General features: G+C 64.5%; 18 protein-coding genes and 1 pseudogene. 6 read left to right on the top strand and 13 right to left on the bottom strand.

All coding sequences use genetic code 11. The annotated features are described in order from the left end of the window. Window positions 1-16: 16 nt before the first annotated feature. From D6B98_RS01050 to D6B98_RS39645, 7 genes are all read right to left on the bottom strand, one after another. The gene (locus tag D6B98_RS01050) at window positions 17-685 is read right to left on the bottom strand and encodes a flagellar hook assembly protein FlgD (protein ID WP_126255101.1); all 669 of its coding nucleotides are present in this window, start codon (window positions 683-685) and stop codon (window positions 17-19) included. Window positions 686-1,283: 598 nt separating this feature from the next. Then, window positions 1,284-1,556, bottom strand: a complete 273-nt coding sequence (locus D6B98_RS01045; protein ID WP_126255100.1) for a hypothetical protein — start codon at window positions 1,554-1,556, stop codon at window positions 1,284-1,286. Window positions 1,557-1,724: 168 nt separating this feature from the next. Next, on the bottom strand, window positions 1,725-2,153 hold the full coding sequence (locus D6B98_RS01040) for a flagellar export chaperone FliS (protein WP_164718308.1): 429 nt from the start codon (window positions 2,151-2,153) through the stop codon (window positions 1,725-1,727). Continuing rightward, complete coding sequence (gene fliD / locus D6B98_RS01035; RefSeq protein WP_126255098.1) at window positions 2,153-3,829, bottom strand: flagellar filament capping protein FliD; 1,677 nt, start codon at window positions 3,827-3,829, stop codon at window positions 2,153-2,155. The genes D6B98_RS01040 and fliD overlap by 1 nt, the downstream gene beginning before the upstream one ends. A gap of 62 nt (window positions 3,830-3,891) precedes the next feature. Further along, window positions 3,892-4,716 (bottom strand): flagellin, encoded by an 825-nt coding sequence (locus tag D6B98_RS01030; RefSeq protein ID WP_126255097.1) that lies wholly within the window; start codon window positions 4,714-4,716, stop codon window positions 3,892-3,894. A gap of 144 nt (window positions 4,717-4,860) precedes the next feature. Continuing rightward, window positions 4,861-5,547 carry an RNA polymerase sigma factor gene (locus D6B98_RS01025; protein WP_126255096.1) on the bottom strand — a complete coding sequence of 229 codons (687 nt, stop codon included), beginning with the start codon at window positions 5,545-5,547 and terminating at the stop codon, window positions 4,861-4,863. Window positions 5,548-5,735: 188 nt separating this feature from the next. After that, window positions 5,736-5,999, bottom strand: a complete 264-nt coding sequence (locus D6B98_RS39645; RefSeq protein ID WP_164718307.1) for a hypothetical protein — start codon at window positions 5,997-5,999, stop codon at window positions 5,736-5,738. Window positions 6,000-6,059: 60 nt separating this feature from the next. Between D6B98_RS39645 and D6B98_RS01015 the strand changes: the two genes are divergently transcribed. The 3 genes from D6B98_RS01015 to D6B98_RS01005 are packed head-to-tail and all read left to right on the top strand — an operon-like array spanning window position 6,060 to window position 10,402. Next, window positions 6,060-8,474 carry a hypothetical protein gene (locus D6B98_RS01015; protein ID WP_126255095.1) on the top strand — a complete coding sequence of 805 codons (2,415 nt, stop codon included), beginning with the start codon at window positions 6,060-6,062 and terminating at the stop codon, window positions 8,472-8,474. A 59-nt stretch (window positions 8,475-8,533) separates the two neighbouring features. Next, window positions 8,534-9,853, top strand: coding sequence for a hypothetical protein (locus tag D6B98_RS01010; protein ID WP_126255094.1), 1,320 nt, complete (start codon window positions 8,534-8,536; stop codon window positions 9,851-9,853). 12 nt (window positions 9,854-9,865) lie between these two features. Beyond that, entirely contained in the window at window positions 9,866-10,402 is a 537-nt protein-coding gene (locus D6B98_RS01005; protein WP_126255093.1) for a hypothetical protein, read from the top strand. 7 nt (window positions 10,403-10,409) lie between these two features. Here D6B98_RS01005 and D6B98_RS01000 read toward each other — a convergent pair whose 3' ends face one another. After that, window positions 10,410-11,576: an acyl-CoA dehydrogenase family protein gene (locus D6B98_RS01000; RefSeq protein ID WP_126255092.1), complete on the bottom strand. Its 1,167-nt coding sequence runs from the start codon at window positions 11,574-11,576 to the stop codon at window positions 10,410-10,412. 231 nt (window positions 11,577-11,807) lie between these two features. On the opposite strand from D6B98_RS01000, the gene D6B98_RS00995 reads away from it, so the two are divergent. Together D6B98_RS00995 and D6B98_RS00990 are read left to right on the top strand one after the other, a co-directional pair. Beyond that, window positions 11,808-12,260 (top strand): MaoC family dehydratase, encoded by a 453-nt coding sequence (locus D6B98_RS00995; protein ID WP_126255091.1) that lies wholly within the window; start codon window positions 11,808-11,810, stop codon window positions 12,258-12,260. Next, window positions 12,260-13,111, top strand: a complete 852-nt coding sequence (locus D6B98_RS00990; RefSeq protein WP_164718306.1) for an HpcH/HpaI aldolase/citrate lyase family protein — start codon at window positions 12,260-12,262, stop codon at window positions 13,109-13,111. Before D6B98_RS00995 ends, D6B98_RS00990 begins: the two co-directional genes overlap by 1 nt. Before the next feature lie 62 nt (window positions 13,112-13,173). Here D6B98_RS00990 and D6B98_RS00985 read toward each other — a convergent pair whose 3' ends face one another. Together D6B98_RS00985 and D6B98_RS40735 are read right to left on the bottom strand one after the other, a co-directional pair. Then, window positions 13,174-13,554, bottom strand: coding sequence for a hypothetical protein (locus D6B98_RS00985; RefSeq protein WP_164718305.1), 381 nt, complete (start codon window positions 13,552-13,554; stop codon window positions 13,174-13,176). Window positions 13,555-13,701: 147 nt separating this feature from the next. Beyond that, window positions 13,702-13,797, bottom strand: a pseudogene (locus D6B98_RS40735) (fumarylacetoacetate hydrolase family protein); the annotation flags it as partial. A 104-nt stretch (window positions 13,798-13,901) separates the two neighbouring features. Between D6B98_RS40735 and D6B98_RS00975 the strand changes: the two are divergent. Further along, complete coding sequence (locus tag D6B98_RS00975; RefSeq protein WP_126255088.1) at window positions 13,902-14,120, top strand: hypothetical protein; 219 nt, start codon at window positions 13,902-13,904, stop codon at window positions 14,118-14,120. Between the two features lie 312 nt (window positions 14,121-14,432). Here the strand turns inward: D6B98_RS00975 and D6B98_RS00965 are convergent, their stop codons facing one another. From D6B98_RS00965 to D6B98_RS00955, 3 genes are all read right to left on the bottom strand, one after another. Next, window positions 14,433-15,539, bottom strand: a complete 1,107-nt coding sequence (locus tag D6B98_RS00965) for a trypsin-like peptidase domain-containing protein (protein ID WP_126255086.1) — start codon at window positions 15,537-15,539, stop codon at window positions 14,433-14,435. Window positions 15,540-15,694: 155 nt separating this feature from the next. After that, complete coding sequence (locus D6B98_RS00960; protein ID WP_126255085.1) at window positions 15,695-16,030, bottom strand: hypothetical protein; 336 nt, start codon at window positions 16,028-16,030, stop codon at window positions 15,695-15,697. An 86-nt stretch (window positions 16,031-16,116) separates the two neighbouring features. Beyond that, complete coding sequence (locus D6B98_RS00955; RefSeq protein ID WP_126255084.1) at window positions 16,117-16,608, bottom strand: Hsp20/alpha crystallin family protein; 492 nt, start codon at window positions 16,606-16,608, stop codon at window positions 16,117-16,119. Window positions 16,609-16,656 lie beyond the last annotated feature (48 nt).

Raw genomic sequence — 16,656 nt, 5'->3', positions numbered from 1 at the left:
AGATCAGGATTTGAGATCAGGATGTGACGCCGAGGATGTTGGCGGCGCTGACCGCGACGCCGTTCACCGTGAGCGAGGGCGTGGACGTCGAGGTGTCGATGCCGGTCACCGTGCCGGTGACGGTCGTGTAATTGAGGACCGAGTTGCCGGCGGTATCCGTCGCCGTCACCGAGATGCTGTACTTGCCACCGTCGGAGAGCTGGTTGCCGCTGGAGTCCTTGCCGTCCCAGGTGAAGCTGTTGGAACCGGAGTTGCCGGTGCCGGTGCCGGTATAGACGACGTTGCCGGAGGAATCCGAGATACTGATCGAGACGTCCGAAGCGGTCGACGACAGCGAGTAGCCATAGGTCGCCGAACCGTTGCTCAAGGTCGCCGTATCGGACTTCGCCTCGACAGTGTGGCCGATGTAGTTCACCGAGTTGAGCGTCACGAGGCTCGAGAACGAACTCGCCAGCGACGACAAGTTGGAGTTGATCGACTGCTGCGAGGTGAAATTGGCGTAGGACGTGAGCTGATTGACGAGGTCGGTGGTCGAGGTCGCATCCAGCGGATTCTGGTTCTGCAGCTCGCTGACCAGAATGCTCAGGAAATCGCTGGATGTCAGCGTCGAGTTGGACGACGTGCTTGACGACGACGATGTCGTGGTGGTCGCAGTCGTTGCAGAACTCACGGCGGAAACGGTCATCGGAGACTCCGGCCTTCTCTTGCTGCCGGCGAGCGGTGTCGGCTCGCGGCGCTTGAAATCTGTGTGCTGATGAAACGGCCGGCCGCGCGGATTCAGGCGGCGATTCACGCCTGCGGAAATGGCTTTCGACACGGCAAAATCTGCCGTGTGCAAGTCTCAAAAGAGCAGTGAGTTCAAGTTGATTTGGCGCGGCGGTCGCAGTGCACTCCCTCGCCCCGCTCGCGCGGAGAGGGTTGGGGTGAGCGAGACTCGCCACGGGGGAGGTGACAGTTGGACTCGTGGAGAGTCCCTTTCACCCGGAGTGCATCTTCGATGCAATCCGACCTCTCCCCGCAAGGGGCAGGGCAATCGCATATGGGAGTGATCTCGCCTGTGGCCATCCTTCGAGACGCCCGCCGTTGGCGGGCCCTCAGGATGAGGACCGCATGCGCTTCGCTGGTTTCAACGGGCACCGGTGCCGCTTAGCCTCACCCTGATGGACCGCGAAGCGGTCGTCTCGAAGGGCGAGGCGCGCGCTCAGGTCTTTCAAAAACCCATATGCGATTGCCCTGCCGCAAGGGGGCGAGGTGAAGGAAGCGACGATTCAGAGCAGAGCCGCTCAGCTCCCCGCCGTCTCGCCTTCGGTGCGCGGCTCGGCGGCGTCATCTTTCATTCTCGCGGCCGCAGCGACGATGCGGTCGGCGAGGCCCGCCGGCGCGCGCACCGGCGGTGCCGCGAGCGCGAGGCGCAGGGCGCGCGCCTGTTCCAGCAGGGCTTGCGCGGCGGACGATCGCGACAGCAGCTCTTCGGCGGGCAAGCGCCGATCGTCGGGCCAGAGGGAGATATCCTCGCCCAGCCGATCGATCAGTTCCTCAAACTCGGTGACGTCCATCGCCCGCCGATCCCGCCTCGGTCAGGCCGTCATAAAGCATTGCAAGCGCGGCGGAAACCGGATTTCAGCGGCTTCGCGCGCCAAATGTGCCCGCAGCACTACGGAAAGCGGTGGAAACGGCGACCGTTCCGGTGCCCGCCCTTCCCCGTCGCGGAGGAGCAGGCAGCTTCAGCCCTTGCGGGCCGAATCGGCCGGTCCAGGCTTGCCGCCCCGCACGGTCGCGTCGACGAACTCCCAGGCCTCCCGCAGTTCGGTCAGCCCGGCGATGATGCGGCCGAAACTTTGGCGAGCGTGCGGACGGCCATAGGCCTTGTGGCTCGCCAGAATCATCGCGTGGTAGGTCTGGAACAGCCGCTCCGCCACGTCGCCGCCTTTGGCGAAATCGAGATTGTGGCTGAGCCCACGCAGGATCGCGGTCGCCTTCATCAGGTGCTCGTGCCCTTCCTCGAAACGCCTTGCCTCCTGGGCGGCGAGCGATCTCTGGAGAGAGATGATCGTGCCGCCGAGCAGCATCGAGACCGCCTTGAGCGGCGGCACGGTCGTTGCCGTCCCCCGATAGGCCTGGTTGGCCATGTACGCCATCGGATTATGCATCATCAATCACTCGAGCTGTTGAGCAGGGCCTTGAGATAATCGAGCGTGCTGTTCGCACTCTCGATCGCGGCTTGGTATTTCGCGTACTGCGTCTGTAGCTGCGACTGCAGCGTCGCTGCGGCGCTGTTGATGTCATCGACCTTCTGCTGGAGCTCATCGTCGCGCGTCGTCAAGCTGGTGATCTGCGTTTGCAGCGCGCCGGTCGATGACGAATAGTCCTTCGCAAGCTGGTAGATCTGCGATGCAATCCCGGTGCTCGAGGTGACCGTGATCGACTGCGAAGTCGAGCCGGTATAGGTGAAGGCCATGCCGGCATAGATCGAGCCGGACGCGCCGATGATCGTGGTGCCGCTGACCGTAAACAGCGAGGAGTCGCCGCCGACAGAGGCCGAGGACAGGTTGCCGTCGGAATCGACGGTCAATTCCAGGGTGAAGGATTGCGGCGACGTCCCGGTGTTGACGACGCTGAGCTGGCTCGACGACGTCGTGGTTTGCGCCGATAGCAGCTTGGTCACGCCGCTCAAGTTGGTGCTCAGGATCTCCGACAGCGTGCTGGTATCGAGCTCCAGTTCGTTCTTCTCGTTGAAGGACAGGCCGAGATCGGCCATCGTCATGCCGCCCACGGTGCTGTTCAATGCGTTCTGGAGCGCATCCATGATGTTGCGCATGGTTCCGTCGCCGAACAGGACCGCGCTCGAATCTGCGGTGCCATCGGTCGTGGTCGCCTGCTGGGCGATGACCTCGTCGCGAAACGCATTGTAGTTCGTGACGAAGGTCTCCAGGGCCGATTGGATCTGGCTGGTGTCGGTCTCGATACTGATGTTCAGCGAGGTTCCGTCCGGGGTCGCCTGAAGCAAGCTGAAAGTGACCCCGCTGAGAACGTCGGTGATATCGTTGGTGTCGCGGGTCATCGAGATGCCGTCCAACGTGAATTCGGCCGACTGCGCCTCCTGGATGACGTTGGTGAAGCTGCCCGAGCTGTCGGTCACGCCGAGCTTGTTCAGGATATCGTCGCCGGACGTGCTCGAATAAGTGATGTCGGCGGCATCCTCCGTGCCTGTCAGCACCATCTGGAAGGACGTGCTGGAGACCTGCACGATTGAGGCCTGGACGTTGGTCGTCGAGATCTGGGCATTGATGGCATCGACGACGTCCTGAAGCGACATCGTGCTGGTGATGGTGATATCGGACGTAGCCCCGCCGTCCAAACCGATGGAAAACGTGCCGGAATAGCCGAGCTCGTCGGTCTGGCTCGATTGCGAGGTGCCGACCACCTTTTGTGCGGCCGCGAGCTGACTGATCGTCAATGTATGGTCGCCGATCGCGGCCCCGTTCTTGATCGTCATGGAAAGCGCCGAGGAGGCACTCACGTCTCCGGTCGAGCTGATGCTCGCCGCGCGCGTCGCGAATGCGCTGGTGGAGAGCGAATTGACCACTGCGGTGGACAGTGACGACAAGCCGGAATACAGCGTCTGCAGATCGCTCTGAAGCATCTGATAGGCCGAGATCTTGGCTTCGTTGTTCGTGATCGTGGTCGAGATCGTATCCGCCTGCGCGGTCTTCGCGTCCACGGCCGACTGTATCAGCGTTGACCAGTCGATACTGCTCGAATTGGTCGACCCGCTCGTGGTGACGGTGACACCCGAGCTTGCGCTGCTGGTTGAGCTGACGCTGGCCACTTTGGTTGACTATCCCCTGTTAGTGAGCGGGCCGGCCTCATGCCCGCCCGCCCGGATCATCATCAGCTCAGCAGCTGGAGTAAGTACTGGGGCATCTGGTTAGCCGCGGCGAGCGCCGACACGGCAGCCTGTGTCTTCACCTCGGCCGAAGACAGCTTGGATTGCTCGGCCGCGATGTCGACGTCCTCGATCGCGGAGTTTGCCGCCTGGAGGTTCTGCGTCTGGGTCGAGATCGAATCCGACGAGAAGTTGAACCGCGATTCCTGAGCGCCGATCGAGGCGCGCGCGGCGGAAACGGTGTCGATCGCAGTGTCGATGGCATCGAGCGCCGATGTCGCGCCGGACTGAGTGCTGACGTCGAGCGTGGAGACAGCAAGAGAGGACGCTGTCAGGCTGGTCAACTGGATGTCGATCGTGTCAGAGCCGTCCGAGCCGACCAGCACGGACACGCCGGACGAGAACACGCTGGATCCATCGAGCAAGCTCTGGCCGGAATACCGGGTGCCGGTCGCGATCGAGTCGATTTCGGAGTTGAGTTGCGAGAATTCCGATTGGATATAGGCGCGACTGGAGTCGGTCACGGTGCCCGACGCGGATTCGGACGCCAGCGACTTCATACGGGCGAGAATGTCCGAGATGTTCGACGCGCCGCCGTCGGCGGTCTGGAGAATCGCGGTCGCCTGCGAGGCGTTGGTCGCGGCCTGCTGAAGCGTGGTGACGTCCGAGGAGATGCGCGTGGAGATCGCAAGGCCCGCGGCGTCGTCGGATGCCGAGGTGATGCGCGATCCGCTCGACAGCTTCGAGAGCGAGCTGCTCTCCTGCGCGGCGTTGATATTGAGGTAGCGAACCGCGGCATTGGCCGCTGTATTGGTGTTGATTGCGGGCATTGAAAGCTCCTGTGCTGATGGGCATGGCGTGCCGCATCGTTGAAATCGACTTACGACGACGCGGACCGCAGCCCCGTCCGTTCGCTCAAACGACGGAGCGCAAGAAGATCAGGCGTGAAAACTTTCGCTGGCGCGATTTTATGGTTAGCAATCGGTAAACGCGGTGCGGATGTCGCGCTCGTGCTTGCGCAGCAACTGGCGAAGCTGCTGGCGTCCGCGCTTGAGCAGCGACTCGACGGCAGCCACCGTCGTGTCCATCACCTGGGCGATCTCGCCGTTGCTCATGTTCTCATGGTACGAGAAGATCACTGCGATGCGCTGCTGCTCGGGCAGGCGCTGCATCGCCAGTTCCAGCATGTCGTTCAGCTCGTTGCGCTCGATGATCTCGACCGCGCCGGGCTGGCCGTCGGCGACCTCCGGCACGGTGTCGACGTTCTCGTTGCGCGGCTTGCGGCGCAGATCGATGCAGCGATTGGAGATGACGCGGTAGAGCCAGGTCGAGAACTTGGCGCGGCCGTGCTGCCAGCGCCCACGATGGCTCCAGATCTTGAGCATGGTGTCCTGCACCACGTCCTCGGCGTCCGCCGCGTTGCCGACGATGCGCAGCGCGATTGCATAGGCGCGGTCGATGTGACGCTCGACAAGCATACGGAAGGCGGCCTCATCGCCGGTCGCGAGCTTGTCGAGCAGCTCGCTGTCTTCATCGTAGACGACATCGTCGGCGACAGGCGCGCCGTCCGGCGCGAGCGGCGCGGACGGCATCATCGGCACCGTCGCTTCGGCCGGCACCGTCGCCTCGGCGGGCGCCATGACATCAGCAGCGTAACTCATCCCGCAACCTCCAACCCACAATGCCGGGGGCGCACCTGCCACACGGCTTCCAGGCGTTGAACGGGCCGGCGAAACGATCCAGGCGGAGAATTTTTGTTGTTTTTCAATGTGTTAGCCGGTCACTTTTGCCGAGTGCCGGGCAACAATTGCCGACTGCGCGGAAAGCCCGCGCATCGATCCTGCAATCGTCACATCGTCTCGCGCCATGGCGGATCATTCATCCCGAGCAGATGGATGTGGAAGAAAACGCAGACATTACGCGGCACTAGGCGATCGAACGCGACGCGCGCGTAGCGCATCAAGACGCGATTGTTTCCGAGTGTGAACGAACGCGAGACGACTTCCGCACTCGGCAATTTTTTCCGAATCACCTTTTTCGAACCTAGCGATTTTTTTGAATCTGTCAGTTGCGACGAACGCGATTTTGAATCGCGCATGAAGTTTTTTTGCATTCGTGGCGCCTGACTCGACGCATGCGCCCGTTAATCACGTGATGGGCGGGGAATTCCAGCATGAAGATCGCATTGGCCGGCGCGGAGCGCCGCGCGCAAATTGTTTCTGCTTGGTCGTTCGATGTTTTCGATACATTTCTGCTGCGCGCGTGCACGACGCCGGATGGCGTGTTTGAAAGGACTTACGAGCTATCCGGCATTTCACGATCAAGTCCTAATGTTTCAGCGAGTTTCATTCAACATCGCATCCAGGCCGAATCGCGCGCGCGCCGAACCGCGAAGGAGAAGCGCGGTGCGGGCGAAGTACGCATCGAGGAGATCTATTCCTATTTTCCATTCAAGCTGTTCGGCCTGTCGCGAGCCGACCTGAACGATCTGGTCGAAGCCGAGTTCGGCGCCGAGGTCGAGCTTTGCCGCGCCAACCCGGACATGGTCGGGCAATATCTGGACATGAAGCGCGCGGGCCATCGCGTCGGATTCATCTCGGACACCTATTGGGACTCCGGCCGGCTGGCCCGGCTGCTGCGTGCCTGCCGTCCCGGCCTCACCTGGGACTTCCTCTATGCGTCCTGCGACCATGGCAGCGGCAAGAGCGAAGCCTTGTTCGCCACCTACCTCTCCGAGCAGGGCATCGAGGCCGGCGCCTCCTTTCACGTCGGCGACAACGAGAAGGCCGACATCAAGGGGGCGAGGCGCCACGGCATTCATCCCCGCTATTATCCGCAGGCAACCGCGCAGCTCGCCTCGAAGTTTCAGCGCGAGACGGCACTGTTCGAGCTGCTGTGCACCGGCGCGCCATCGCGTCTCGATCATGGTGCGCGAACGCTGCGGCGCATGGCCGCCGCGCGCAGCCCGGAGGGGTCGCAAGCCTTCCACCTCGGCCTGACCGTGCTCGGCCCGTTGATGGCCGCGTTCGACGCCTTCGTGACGCGGCGCTGCGAGGAGGTTGCAGGTCCCGGCCGCAAGGTCGCGCTGGGCTTTCTCGGCCGCGACGGTTTTCTGTCGCACCGGATCCGGCAGCAGCTGCATGACACCACATCGGCCTATCTCGAGATCAACCGTCGCGTCAGCCTGATCGCCTCGGCCGATACGATGCAGCCGCTCGTCGATCTGCTCGGCAAGGTGCTCAAGATCGACGCGCCGACCTTCCACGACATGGTGAAGATCATGCCGGCGAGAGTCGCCGCATTCTTTGCCGGCTTTCCCGACGGGATTGCCTCCGGCCAGGAGCTGGCCGAGGCGCTTCCCGGACTAATCGATCCGGCCGAGATCGTCGCACTTGCCGCGGGCTTGCGCGCCCGGCTGCTGGCCTATCTCCGCCAGACCATCCCAGGCTTCGACGACTGCACCGACCTCGTCCTCGCCGATCTCGGCTATTCGGGCAGCGTGCAGAAGGCGCTGCGCCGAATCTTCGACCTCGAAGGCATCGCGATCCGACTCCACGGCGCCTATCTGATCTCGCTCGACGACGCCTTCGACGACCTTGCCGGGCAGGACAGCGCGGCGGGCTTGATCTCCGACCTCGTCGTCACGCCTCATGTCAAGCGCATGCTGATCCGCAATGTCGCGTTGCTGGAGCAGATCTGCTGCTCAGCGGACGGTTCGGTGCGCGATTACGACGGCGGCGCGGTGCTGCGCGAAATCAATCCGCGTGCTCCGGAGCAGGTGGCGCTAGCCGCGGAGATCCAGGCCGGCGCGCTGGCTTTCGCAGGCCGTGCGGACGGCGTCGCGCGCGACTACGACCTCGATCCCTATGCCGCCCCCGACGTCGCGGCGCGCTGGTGCGCGGCGACGCTGGCTCGGCTTCTGCTGCTGCCTGACGATGACGAGCTTGCGCTGCTCGGCACGTTGAAGCACGACGTCAATCTCGGCACCCACGCGCTCGCGCCGCTGCTCGACGGGCCGTTCGTGCGCAACCAGATCACCGCCCGCGGCCTCTCGGCAGCCTGCACGGCGGCGGCGCCGCCAATGTGGCTCGCCGGCAGTTTCGCCGGCCTGTCGCCATCCTACAATTATCTCTACGTGCTGTTCGGCGCCAACCGCTTGCCTGCTGACGTCTTTGAGGAACGGGCCTCGGGCCCGGTTCAGGTCGGACTGTTCCGCGCCGACGGCGGTGCAGCGCTGGAGGCAGTGACCGTTCACCGCACCGGTCTCGGCGAGCTGCGTCTGCGCATCCCGCTGTCGCGCGGCATGGCCATCACCATGATCGCAGTGCCGCTGGCGAAATTTGCGCCCGAGGGCTTGCTTCACGGCGTGACCATGCAGCGGGGCGACGACGTTCGTGGCGCCGCCGAGAGCCAGGAGGTTGTCGCCATCGCGACCGACGGGCTGGTCTACGCCGGCGTTCAGTGGAGTGGCAGCCACTATCGCGCCGAGACTGAAGACGGCTGCCTGCTGATCCCGGTCGGCCCGATGACGCAGGAGATCGCGGTTTACTCCGTCGCGATCACCGCGCTCGGGGCCGGCCCCAAATAGTGCGCCTGATCTCCCCGCTCCGTCCGTTGAAGTCCCAGGGCTTACGATGGGGCAGGGAATTGCGGGACGCGACGCAGGCGAATCTTGATCAGGTGCTGCAATCGGGTGGCATCAAGCTCGGCCGGGCCCAGCGCGACCGCCTGGGCTGGCTGGTCGGCCAGTATGGTGCGCCGACGCTCGATGGCGTCCCGCACGGGCGGCACAACGGCGTCATTATTCTCGAGGAGCCACTGAGCGGCGCTGCGGCCGAGCTGTTCTACCGTTCGCTCAATCCTGCCTGTGCCGTCGTCATTCCCAGAAGCGAGAACCCCGGCTTCGATTTCCTCAAATCCAAGCTGACCGAGTTCGGCACCGTCGGCCCCTGCGGCGCCGACGGCCCGCACGAGATGTGGTGGGGCGGCATCGGCTGGTCGCGATTCCTCGCCGCCGCCGACGCCTCCACGCTCCGGCCGCGGATCGTCTCCTGCCATCCGCGCGGCGGCGACGAGACGGCGTCCCTCCGCCTCCGACATTCGCTCGAACGCCTCCAGCTCGATTGTCATATCGAACCGATCGACACCCAGTTGGATGACCGCCTGCTCTGCTTCGAGAAGGCGGAGTTCATGACGCGGATGTGGAACACATATCGCGAACCGCTGCTGTTCGTCGATGCCGGTGCGACCATGCGCGAGGCGCCGCTGCTGCCCTCCTTCCTCGGCTGCGACGTCGCCTTGCACAAGTGGAATCGCTGGGAGATGTCGGCGCGCACGCTCTATCTCGGCCGCTCCGCGCGCGCGGAACGGCTGCTTCGCGCCTGGCAACAGCTTGCGGCCGCCTATCCCGCGATCTGGGAAGGCTATTTGCTGGATCAGGCCTGGAGCCTGACATCGTCGCAGGTGCCGCTCGATACCGTGTGGTTGCCGCGATCCTATCACGCATTGCAAGGCGATCTCGGGGCCTCGCGCGCCACGATCCTGCATGACCGTCAGACGACGACGCTGGAGCTCGGTCCCGATCCCGGCTTTGCTGGCATCGCGCGCGCGGCTCGCCGCGCCGGCCGCACCGGTGCCCGCGACGCCTTCATGGTGATGACCTCGAAGGCCGAGACCGGGGGCGGCATCGCCGTGATCCTGCGCGATATCTCGGCCAGCGACGCGGCCGCGGTGGCCGCAACCGTCGAGGCCGTAACCGGCGCCTATGCCGCCGATTGCGGCGGATACGGCCGGCTGGAGCTGTCACTCTGCGCCTGGCAGGACGACGTCGGTGCCGCGCGAGAAGCCGCTGGCTTGGCGCGATACCGCATCCTGGAGATCGCACCGGGGCAGCGTATCGCCAACGACTTCTTCGCCGCACACGCGTCCGACGATGCGGTCATGACCGCCCGCCGGCGTTTCTCCTAAGGGACCCTCAAGATGCTCAAGACCATCATCCTGCTCACCGACACCGTGCAACAGCAGCAGCCGCTGGCCAATCTGCTCCGCGAGCACAACCGCGACCTCGCCTTCTGCTCGGCGCTCAGCGCATCGGACCTCAGCGCGCTCGACCCGAACGTGCTGAGCGGGGCGCGGCTGGTGTCCTTTGCCGCCGATGTCGCCGTGCCCGAGAAGTTCCTGCTCGAGCTCGGCTATGGTGCCTACAAATTCTACGCCACGCCGACGCAATATCCGGGCCTGCCGCCGGCGCCCGACGAGAGCGATGACGATCCGCGCTGCTACTCCGTGATCGCGCAGTCGATGACGATCTGGCCGGATTTCAAGAAGGTGGTCGGGCTGGAAACCGTCACGATCCCTGACGGCACCGTTCCTGCCGAGCGCGAGCGGATGGTGTTCTCCCGCCTCGCCTACCTGTTCTGGGGCATGTCGCACATGATCGCGGGCGGGGCGACGGATCTTCCGGGGGTCATCGGATCCAGCGAGTGCCAGCGTCCAACGGCGGCGATGATGAACTGAGTTAAAGCTAGTACGATTTGGCGAGCCCCAGCACCTTTTCGGCGATGAAGCTGAGCGCGAGCTGCGGGCTGACCGGCGCGATGCGCGGGATCAGGACTTCTCGCAAGTACCGCTCGACGTGGAATTCCTTGGCATAGCCGAAGCCGCCATGGGTCATCACGGCCTGCTCGCAGGCCGAGAAGCCGGCCTCGCCCGCGAGATACTTTGCGGCGTTGGCCGCGGCACCGCACGGCATGCCCTTGTCGTACTGCCAGGCCGCCGACATCACCATCAGCCAGGCCGCCTCGAGCTCGACCCAGTTCACCGCGAGCGGATGCTGGATCCCCTGGTTCTTGCCGATCGGACGGTTGAACACGACGCGCGTCTTGGCGTATTCGGTCGCGCGCGACAGCGCCAGCTTGCCGAGGCCAACCGCCTCCGCCGCGATCAGGATACGCTCCGGGTTCATGCCCTCGAGGATGTACTCGAAGCCTTTGCCTTCCTCGCCGATACGGTCTTCCATCGGGATCTCGAAATCCTCGAAGAACAGCTCGTTGGAATCGACGACCTTGCGGCCCATCTTCTCGATCTCGTGGACTTTGATCCTGTTGCGGTCGAAATCGGTGTAGAACAGGCTGAGACCGTGGGTCGGCGAGCGCACTTCCTCCAGCGGCGTGGTACGTGCGAGCAGCAGGATCTTGTGCGCGACCTGCGCGGTCGAGATCCACACCTTCTGGCCGTTGACGATGTAGCGGTCGTTCTTGGCGACCGCGCGGGTCTTGAGCTGCGTGGTGTTGAGGCCGGTGTTGGGCTCGGTGACGGCGAAGCACGCCTTCTCGCGGCCCTCGACCATCGGCGGCAGCATGCGCTTGCGCTGCTCCTCGGTGCCGAACACCACCACGGGGTTGAGCCCGAACACGTTGATGTGCACGGCGGATGCCCCGGACATGCCGGCGCCCGATTCCGCAATGGTGCGCATCATGATCGCAGCTTCGGTGATGCCGAGCCCCGAGCCGCCGTAGGCTTCCGGCACGCAGATGCCGAGCCAGCCGGCGTCCGCTAAGGCCTTGTGGAAGTCGTGCGGGAAGCCGCCGTCGTGGTCCTTCTTCAGCCAATAGGCATCCGGAAAGCCTTCGCAGATCTTGGCGATGGCATCGCGAATGGCTTCCTGCTGATCGGTGAGCGCGAAATCCATGGTCTTGGTCTCCTTCTTGGGAGCCGCGACCGCGCCATCTCCCGTCTCGTCGCGTTCCCCACGCAAAGGCCGTGGCGGCTTGCTGCGCCCGACGTGCCCTCGCCTGCGTTCTTTAGCTCGAAATCCCGGGTGCAGATACGTGAATTTGTCTATCGACTGTGTCTACCATGCATAGGCTCATGCGGCGTGACGCCAAGAGCGCCGCCGTTATTTCGCATGGAGGAAACCGCGATGGCCGGGCTTTATTTCGAGGACTTTTCCGTGGGCCAGGAGTTCAGGCATCCGCTGACGCGAACCGTCACGGAGATGGACAACACCATGTTCAGCCTGCTGACGCTCAACCCGCAGCCGCTGCATATCGACGCGCATTTCGCCGAAAAGACCGAGTTCGGCCAGCGCATTTTCAACAGCCTTTACACCCTCGGCATCATGATCGGCATGACGGTCTATGATACGACCTTGGGTACAACCGTCGCCAATCTCGGCATGACCGACGTCACGTTTCCCAAACCGGTCTTCCATGGCGACACCTTGCGGGCGACGACAAAGGTGCTTTCGTTGAGGGAATCCAAATCGCGCCCAAGGGCGGGCATCGTCGAGTTCGAGCACCATGCCTTGAACCAGAACGACGAGATCGTCGGCAAATGCCGCCGCATGGCGATGATGCACAAGAGGCCGGTCTGATGCGTTCGATGCTGTTCGTGCCGGGCGATTCCCCGCGCAAGTTCGAGAAGGCAAGCGAGGGCAAGGCCGACGCGCTGATCATCGACCTCGAGGATTCCGTCGTCACCGAGAAGAAGCAGCAGGCGCGCACCCTGACGCTTCAGATGCTCAAGAGCCGTTCCGGCCCGCACCAGATCTATGTCCGCGTCAACGCGCTCGACACCGGCATGACGCTGGCCGACCTCGCGGCAGTGCTGCCGGGCAGGCCCGACGGCATCGTGCTGCCGAAATCGCAGGGGGGCGACGACGTGCGGCAGGTCGCGACCTGGCTCGAAGCACTGGAAGCAGCGGCCGGCATCGCGATCGGCGCGACGCGCATCGTCTGCGTCGCGACGGAGACCGCCGGCTCGATCTTCGGCCTCGGCAGTTACAAGGGCTGCTCCCCCCGCCTCGCCGGCCTGATGTGGGGCGCGGAAGACCTCTCGGCGTCGCTCGGCGCCACCGAGAAAGCGTCGGGCGGCGTGTTCCACAGCCCCTATCGCCTCGCGCGGGATCTATGCCTGATGGCGGCGGCCGCGGCCGAGGTCGCGCCGATCGACACCGTCTATACCGACATCGACAACCTCGCCGGCCTCGAGCAGGAGACGCGCGCGGCGCGGCGCGACGGTTTTTCGGCGAAGGCGCTGATCCATCCCAAGCATGTCGATATCGTCAATGCGGCGTTTGCGCCGACGGACGCCGAACGGACCTGGGCCGAGAGGGTGATCGCGGCGTTTGCCAGCAATCCCAATTCCGGCACGCTCCGGCTCGACGGCCAGATGATCGACAAGCCGCATCTTCGCGCCGCGAGGAAGATCCTGGGCCGGTCCTAGGTCGGGCGCAAGCCCGCCGGGTCGAGCGGCTCAACCGAAGGCATGGGCTTGAGGAAGCGGTCTCAGTCGAAGCCCTGAACGGGCGGCGTCGAGGTCTGCGCCGGCGCGGCGGGCGCGGCTTGAACCGGCGGCGGAGCCGGATTGGCGGCAGCTCTCATCTGGCCATTGGCCTCCATGGCCTGGCGCGTGCGCGTTGGGCTCGCGGCCGCGCGGCGCGGCGGCGGCCGATGTCCTGCCGAGTGCGACCCTCTCATGCCCCAGGAGCGGGCGATCGACGGTCCGGCCGTGTAACCGATCAAGGCTCCGGCGACCGCCCCGACCGGGCCCAGCACGACCGCGCCGGATACCGCGCCGAGCGCCGCATCGCCGGCGCGCTCCTGCGCAACCGCGCTCACGGGCACACAGGCCAGCATTGCGACAGCAGTGATCAGAGCTTTGGTCATCGGAGCGCCTCCCTCACGGGAAACCACTCCTGCTCAAATATGGCCGCACGAGGTTCGCTTGCCGGCCAACAAAAGGCAATCGACCGGCGGAACCCGCCGTCGCGGGGCTGCCGCCGCCAACCGACGGTTGCGGCGGCGGCGTGACAGCTACACGATCTTGATCGACATGTCCGGCAAGCCTTCGAGCTTGCACCGCAGCACGTCGCTCTTGACGACGAGACCGACATTCTCCGGCGTGCCGGAACATCTTGACACCGGTATCGCGCCGAATATTTTTTCGGCGAGAAAGCACTTTCTCACCCTCGAAAAATTCAAAGGATCCAAGGCGACCGTCTGGAGAGACGACGATGCTCGATGAGAATCTGGCCCGCATACGTGCGCACCGCAACAACATCCATCGCTATCGGCGGCTGCTGAAGACGAGGCTGTCGCAGCTGGAGCGCAATTTCGTCGAGAGACGCCTGGCAGAAGAGAAGTCGGCGCTCGATGCGCTGACCGCCGCGACTTTCCCCGTCGGCTTCCGAGCCCCCGCAGTGTCGGCCGAGGCGATGGGGGTGGCGCGATGAACCGGCAGCGGGAGCTGCTCATTCGCGGCAGCGAGAAGGTGATCGGCCATTACGAGCTTCTGCTTGCAAGCGCCAAGACCGAGCATGAGCGCGAGCTCTATCGGCAGCGGCCGCAGGGTCGTTCACCTCTCCCGCTTGCGGGAGAGGTCGGCGCGTCCGGGCGATGCGAAGCATCGTCCCGCGCGCCGGGAGAGGGCTTTCTCCGCTTGGGGATTGTCCCATTGAGGAGAGACCCTCTCCCCAGCCCTCTCCCGCAAGCGGGAGAGGGAGTGCACCTCCGTCATCGCGGCACAAGCCTCATCGCATCACGCTTTAGCGAACGAGACGATTGGGGCCTGCAAGCGCACTGCTCGATTGGTTCGACGGCGCCACGCGCACCGTAGCGGTCAGCGGCGCCCCGTTGCGCAACAGAGTGAGCCTCACCTCCTCCCCGACGCGTGCGAGGCCGATCGTGTTGCGGAGCTGGGCGGCGGTGCGGATCGGACGCTCGTCGGCTGCGGTCACGATATCGCCCTTGCGCAGGCCGGCCCTCTCTGCCGGCGAGTCCGCAGCGATCTCGGCGACGACGGCGCCTTGATTCAGTCCCTTGTTGATTGACGGATGCAGATCCTTCAACGAGACGCCGATGCGACCGCGCTCGACGCGGCCGCTCACGATGATCTGCTCCATCACCTTGCGTGCCATGTTGACCGGAATGGCGAAGCCGATGCCGACATTGCCGCCGGCGGGCGAGATAATCGCCGAGTTGATACCGACCAGCTCGCCGCGCAGGCTCACCAGCGCGCCGCCGGAATTGCCTGGGTTGATCGCAGCATCGGTCTGGATGAAATCCTCATAGCCCTGCTTGCCGAGACCGGTGCGGCCCAGCGCGCTGACGAGGCCGGATGTCACGGTCTGGCCGAGGCCGAAAGGATTGCCGATCGCAAGCACAAAATCGCCGACGTCGAGCGCATCGCTGTCGCCGAAGGGAAGTGCCTTGAGGCCCGCCGGGTTCTGGATCTGGAGCACGGCAACGTCGGTCGGCGGATCGCGCCCGACGACCTTGGCGGAAAACTGCCGGCCGTCCTTGGTCGTGATCTGGACGGCGGTTGTGCCTTCAACCACGTGGTTGTTGGTCAGCACATAACCGCGCTCGGCATCGACGATCACGCCGGAGCCGGTCGCGTTGACCTCCTTTTCGATCTGCCGGGGAACGTCGAAGAATTCGCGGAACAGCGGATCGCGATAAAGCGGGTTGTCCTCGCGGACGCGGCCGTGCACGGAAATGTTGACCACGGCGGGTGTCACCCGGCGCACCAGCGGCGCCAGGGTCGGCACCGGGCCGCCGGTTTTCATGTCGGGGATCTGGCCGGCAGCAGGCTGTGACGCCGCGAGCGTCAGCACCAGCATCGCCAGCAAGAGCGGACGCACAGCATTCATCTTTTTTCCTGCCGCCTTGTATGGAGATCGGAGAGTGGAGTGGCTTCACGCGTCGCGTGACGCGACGATCCAGCCTTGCATGGCCAGGAACGGAGCGGCGAAGGCCGCCGAGGCCTGACCGAGCAGCACGAGTCCCAGAACGGTCTGCGTGAGCATCATGGGCTTGCCCCCTCTGCGGCGGCCCAGGGCCGCCGCAGCCGCATCGGCACGCCGCCGCCGCGCGGCGGATCGTCATTGTCGTTGTCGCCGTCGAGCTTGCGCAGGCAAGCCAGGATGTCGGCGAGCCGGACCGTATGGCTCATCCCGGGGATCTCGCGCAAGGCGGGACAGGATTCGACTGCGTACATGTCGGACGCCCAGGACGACAGGATGATGCGCTTCTCCGGCGGGGAGAGCTCGGTCGCGTTCAGAACGTCGGCAGGCGAGTCGTAATGGGCCGCGGGATGAAACAGCGGATTGAGAGTGCCGGTGTTGGTATTGACGTTGGTCATTTCTGGACCTCCCCTCATGCTCCTTTCCAAGGGACGGGCTTGTTGACGATGAGACGGCGGCGGCAACCGCCGCCGTCCGCTTTCACTTACTGCGTGTTGATCGCAATGCGCTTGACGCCTTCACGCGCCTTCTCAGATTTCGGCAGCGACACGGTCAGGACGCCGTTCTTGAACGACGCCTCAGCCTTGTCCTCCTCGACACCGTCGAGCGGGATCTGACGTTCGAAGGCGCCGTAATAGCGCTCGGTGAAGTATTTGCCTTCGCCGTTGCGCTCCGCCTTCTTCTCGCCGCGGAGCGTCAGCACGCCATTGGCAATCTCGACCTGGACGTCCTTCTCGGTGAGGCCGGGAAGCTCGGCCGAGACGGTCAGCGTCTTGTCGGTCTCGTTGAGCTCGACCTTCGGCCAGCCGAAGCGGCCTTCCATCAGCGGCGACAGGCTGCCCCCGCCGAAGCCACGGAAGACGTCGTCGAACAGACGGTTCATCTCGCGATGAAGCGTCAGGAAGGGATCGAAATTGTCGCGCCCAGGCGCAAGCTCCTGTTTGCCTGACCAGGGAATGAGATCACGAAAACCCATGGTTCTCGCCTCCATGCATCGGGGAAGCGCGGCCCACAAATCGCGCGC

Origin of the sequence: Bradyrhizobium sp. LVM 105 (assembly GCF_003957705.1) — a bacterium.
Taxonomy (GTDB): domain Bacteria; phylum Pseudomonadota; class Alphaproteobacteria; order Rhizobiales; family Xanthobacteraceae; genus Bradyrhizobium; species Bradyrhizobium frederickii.
The sequence above is the reverse complement of the archived record's forward strand: the minus strand, read 5'-3'. Positions and strand labels throughout refer to the sequence as shown.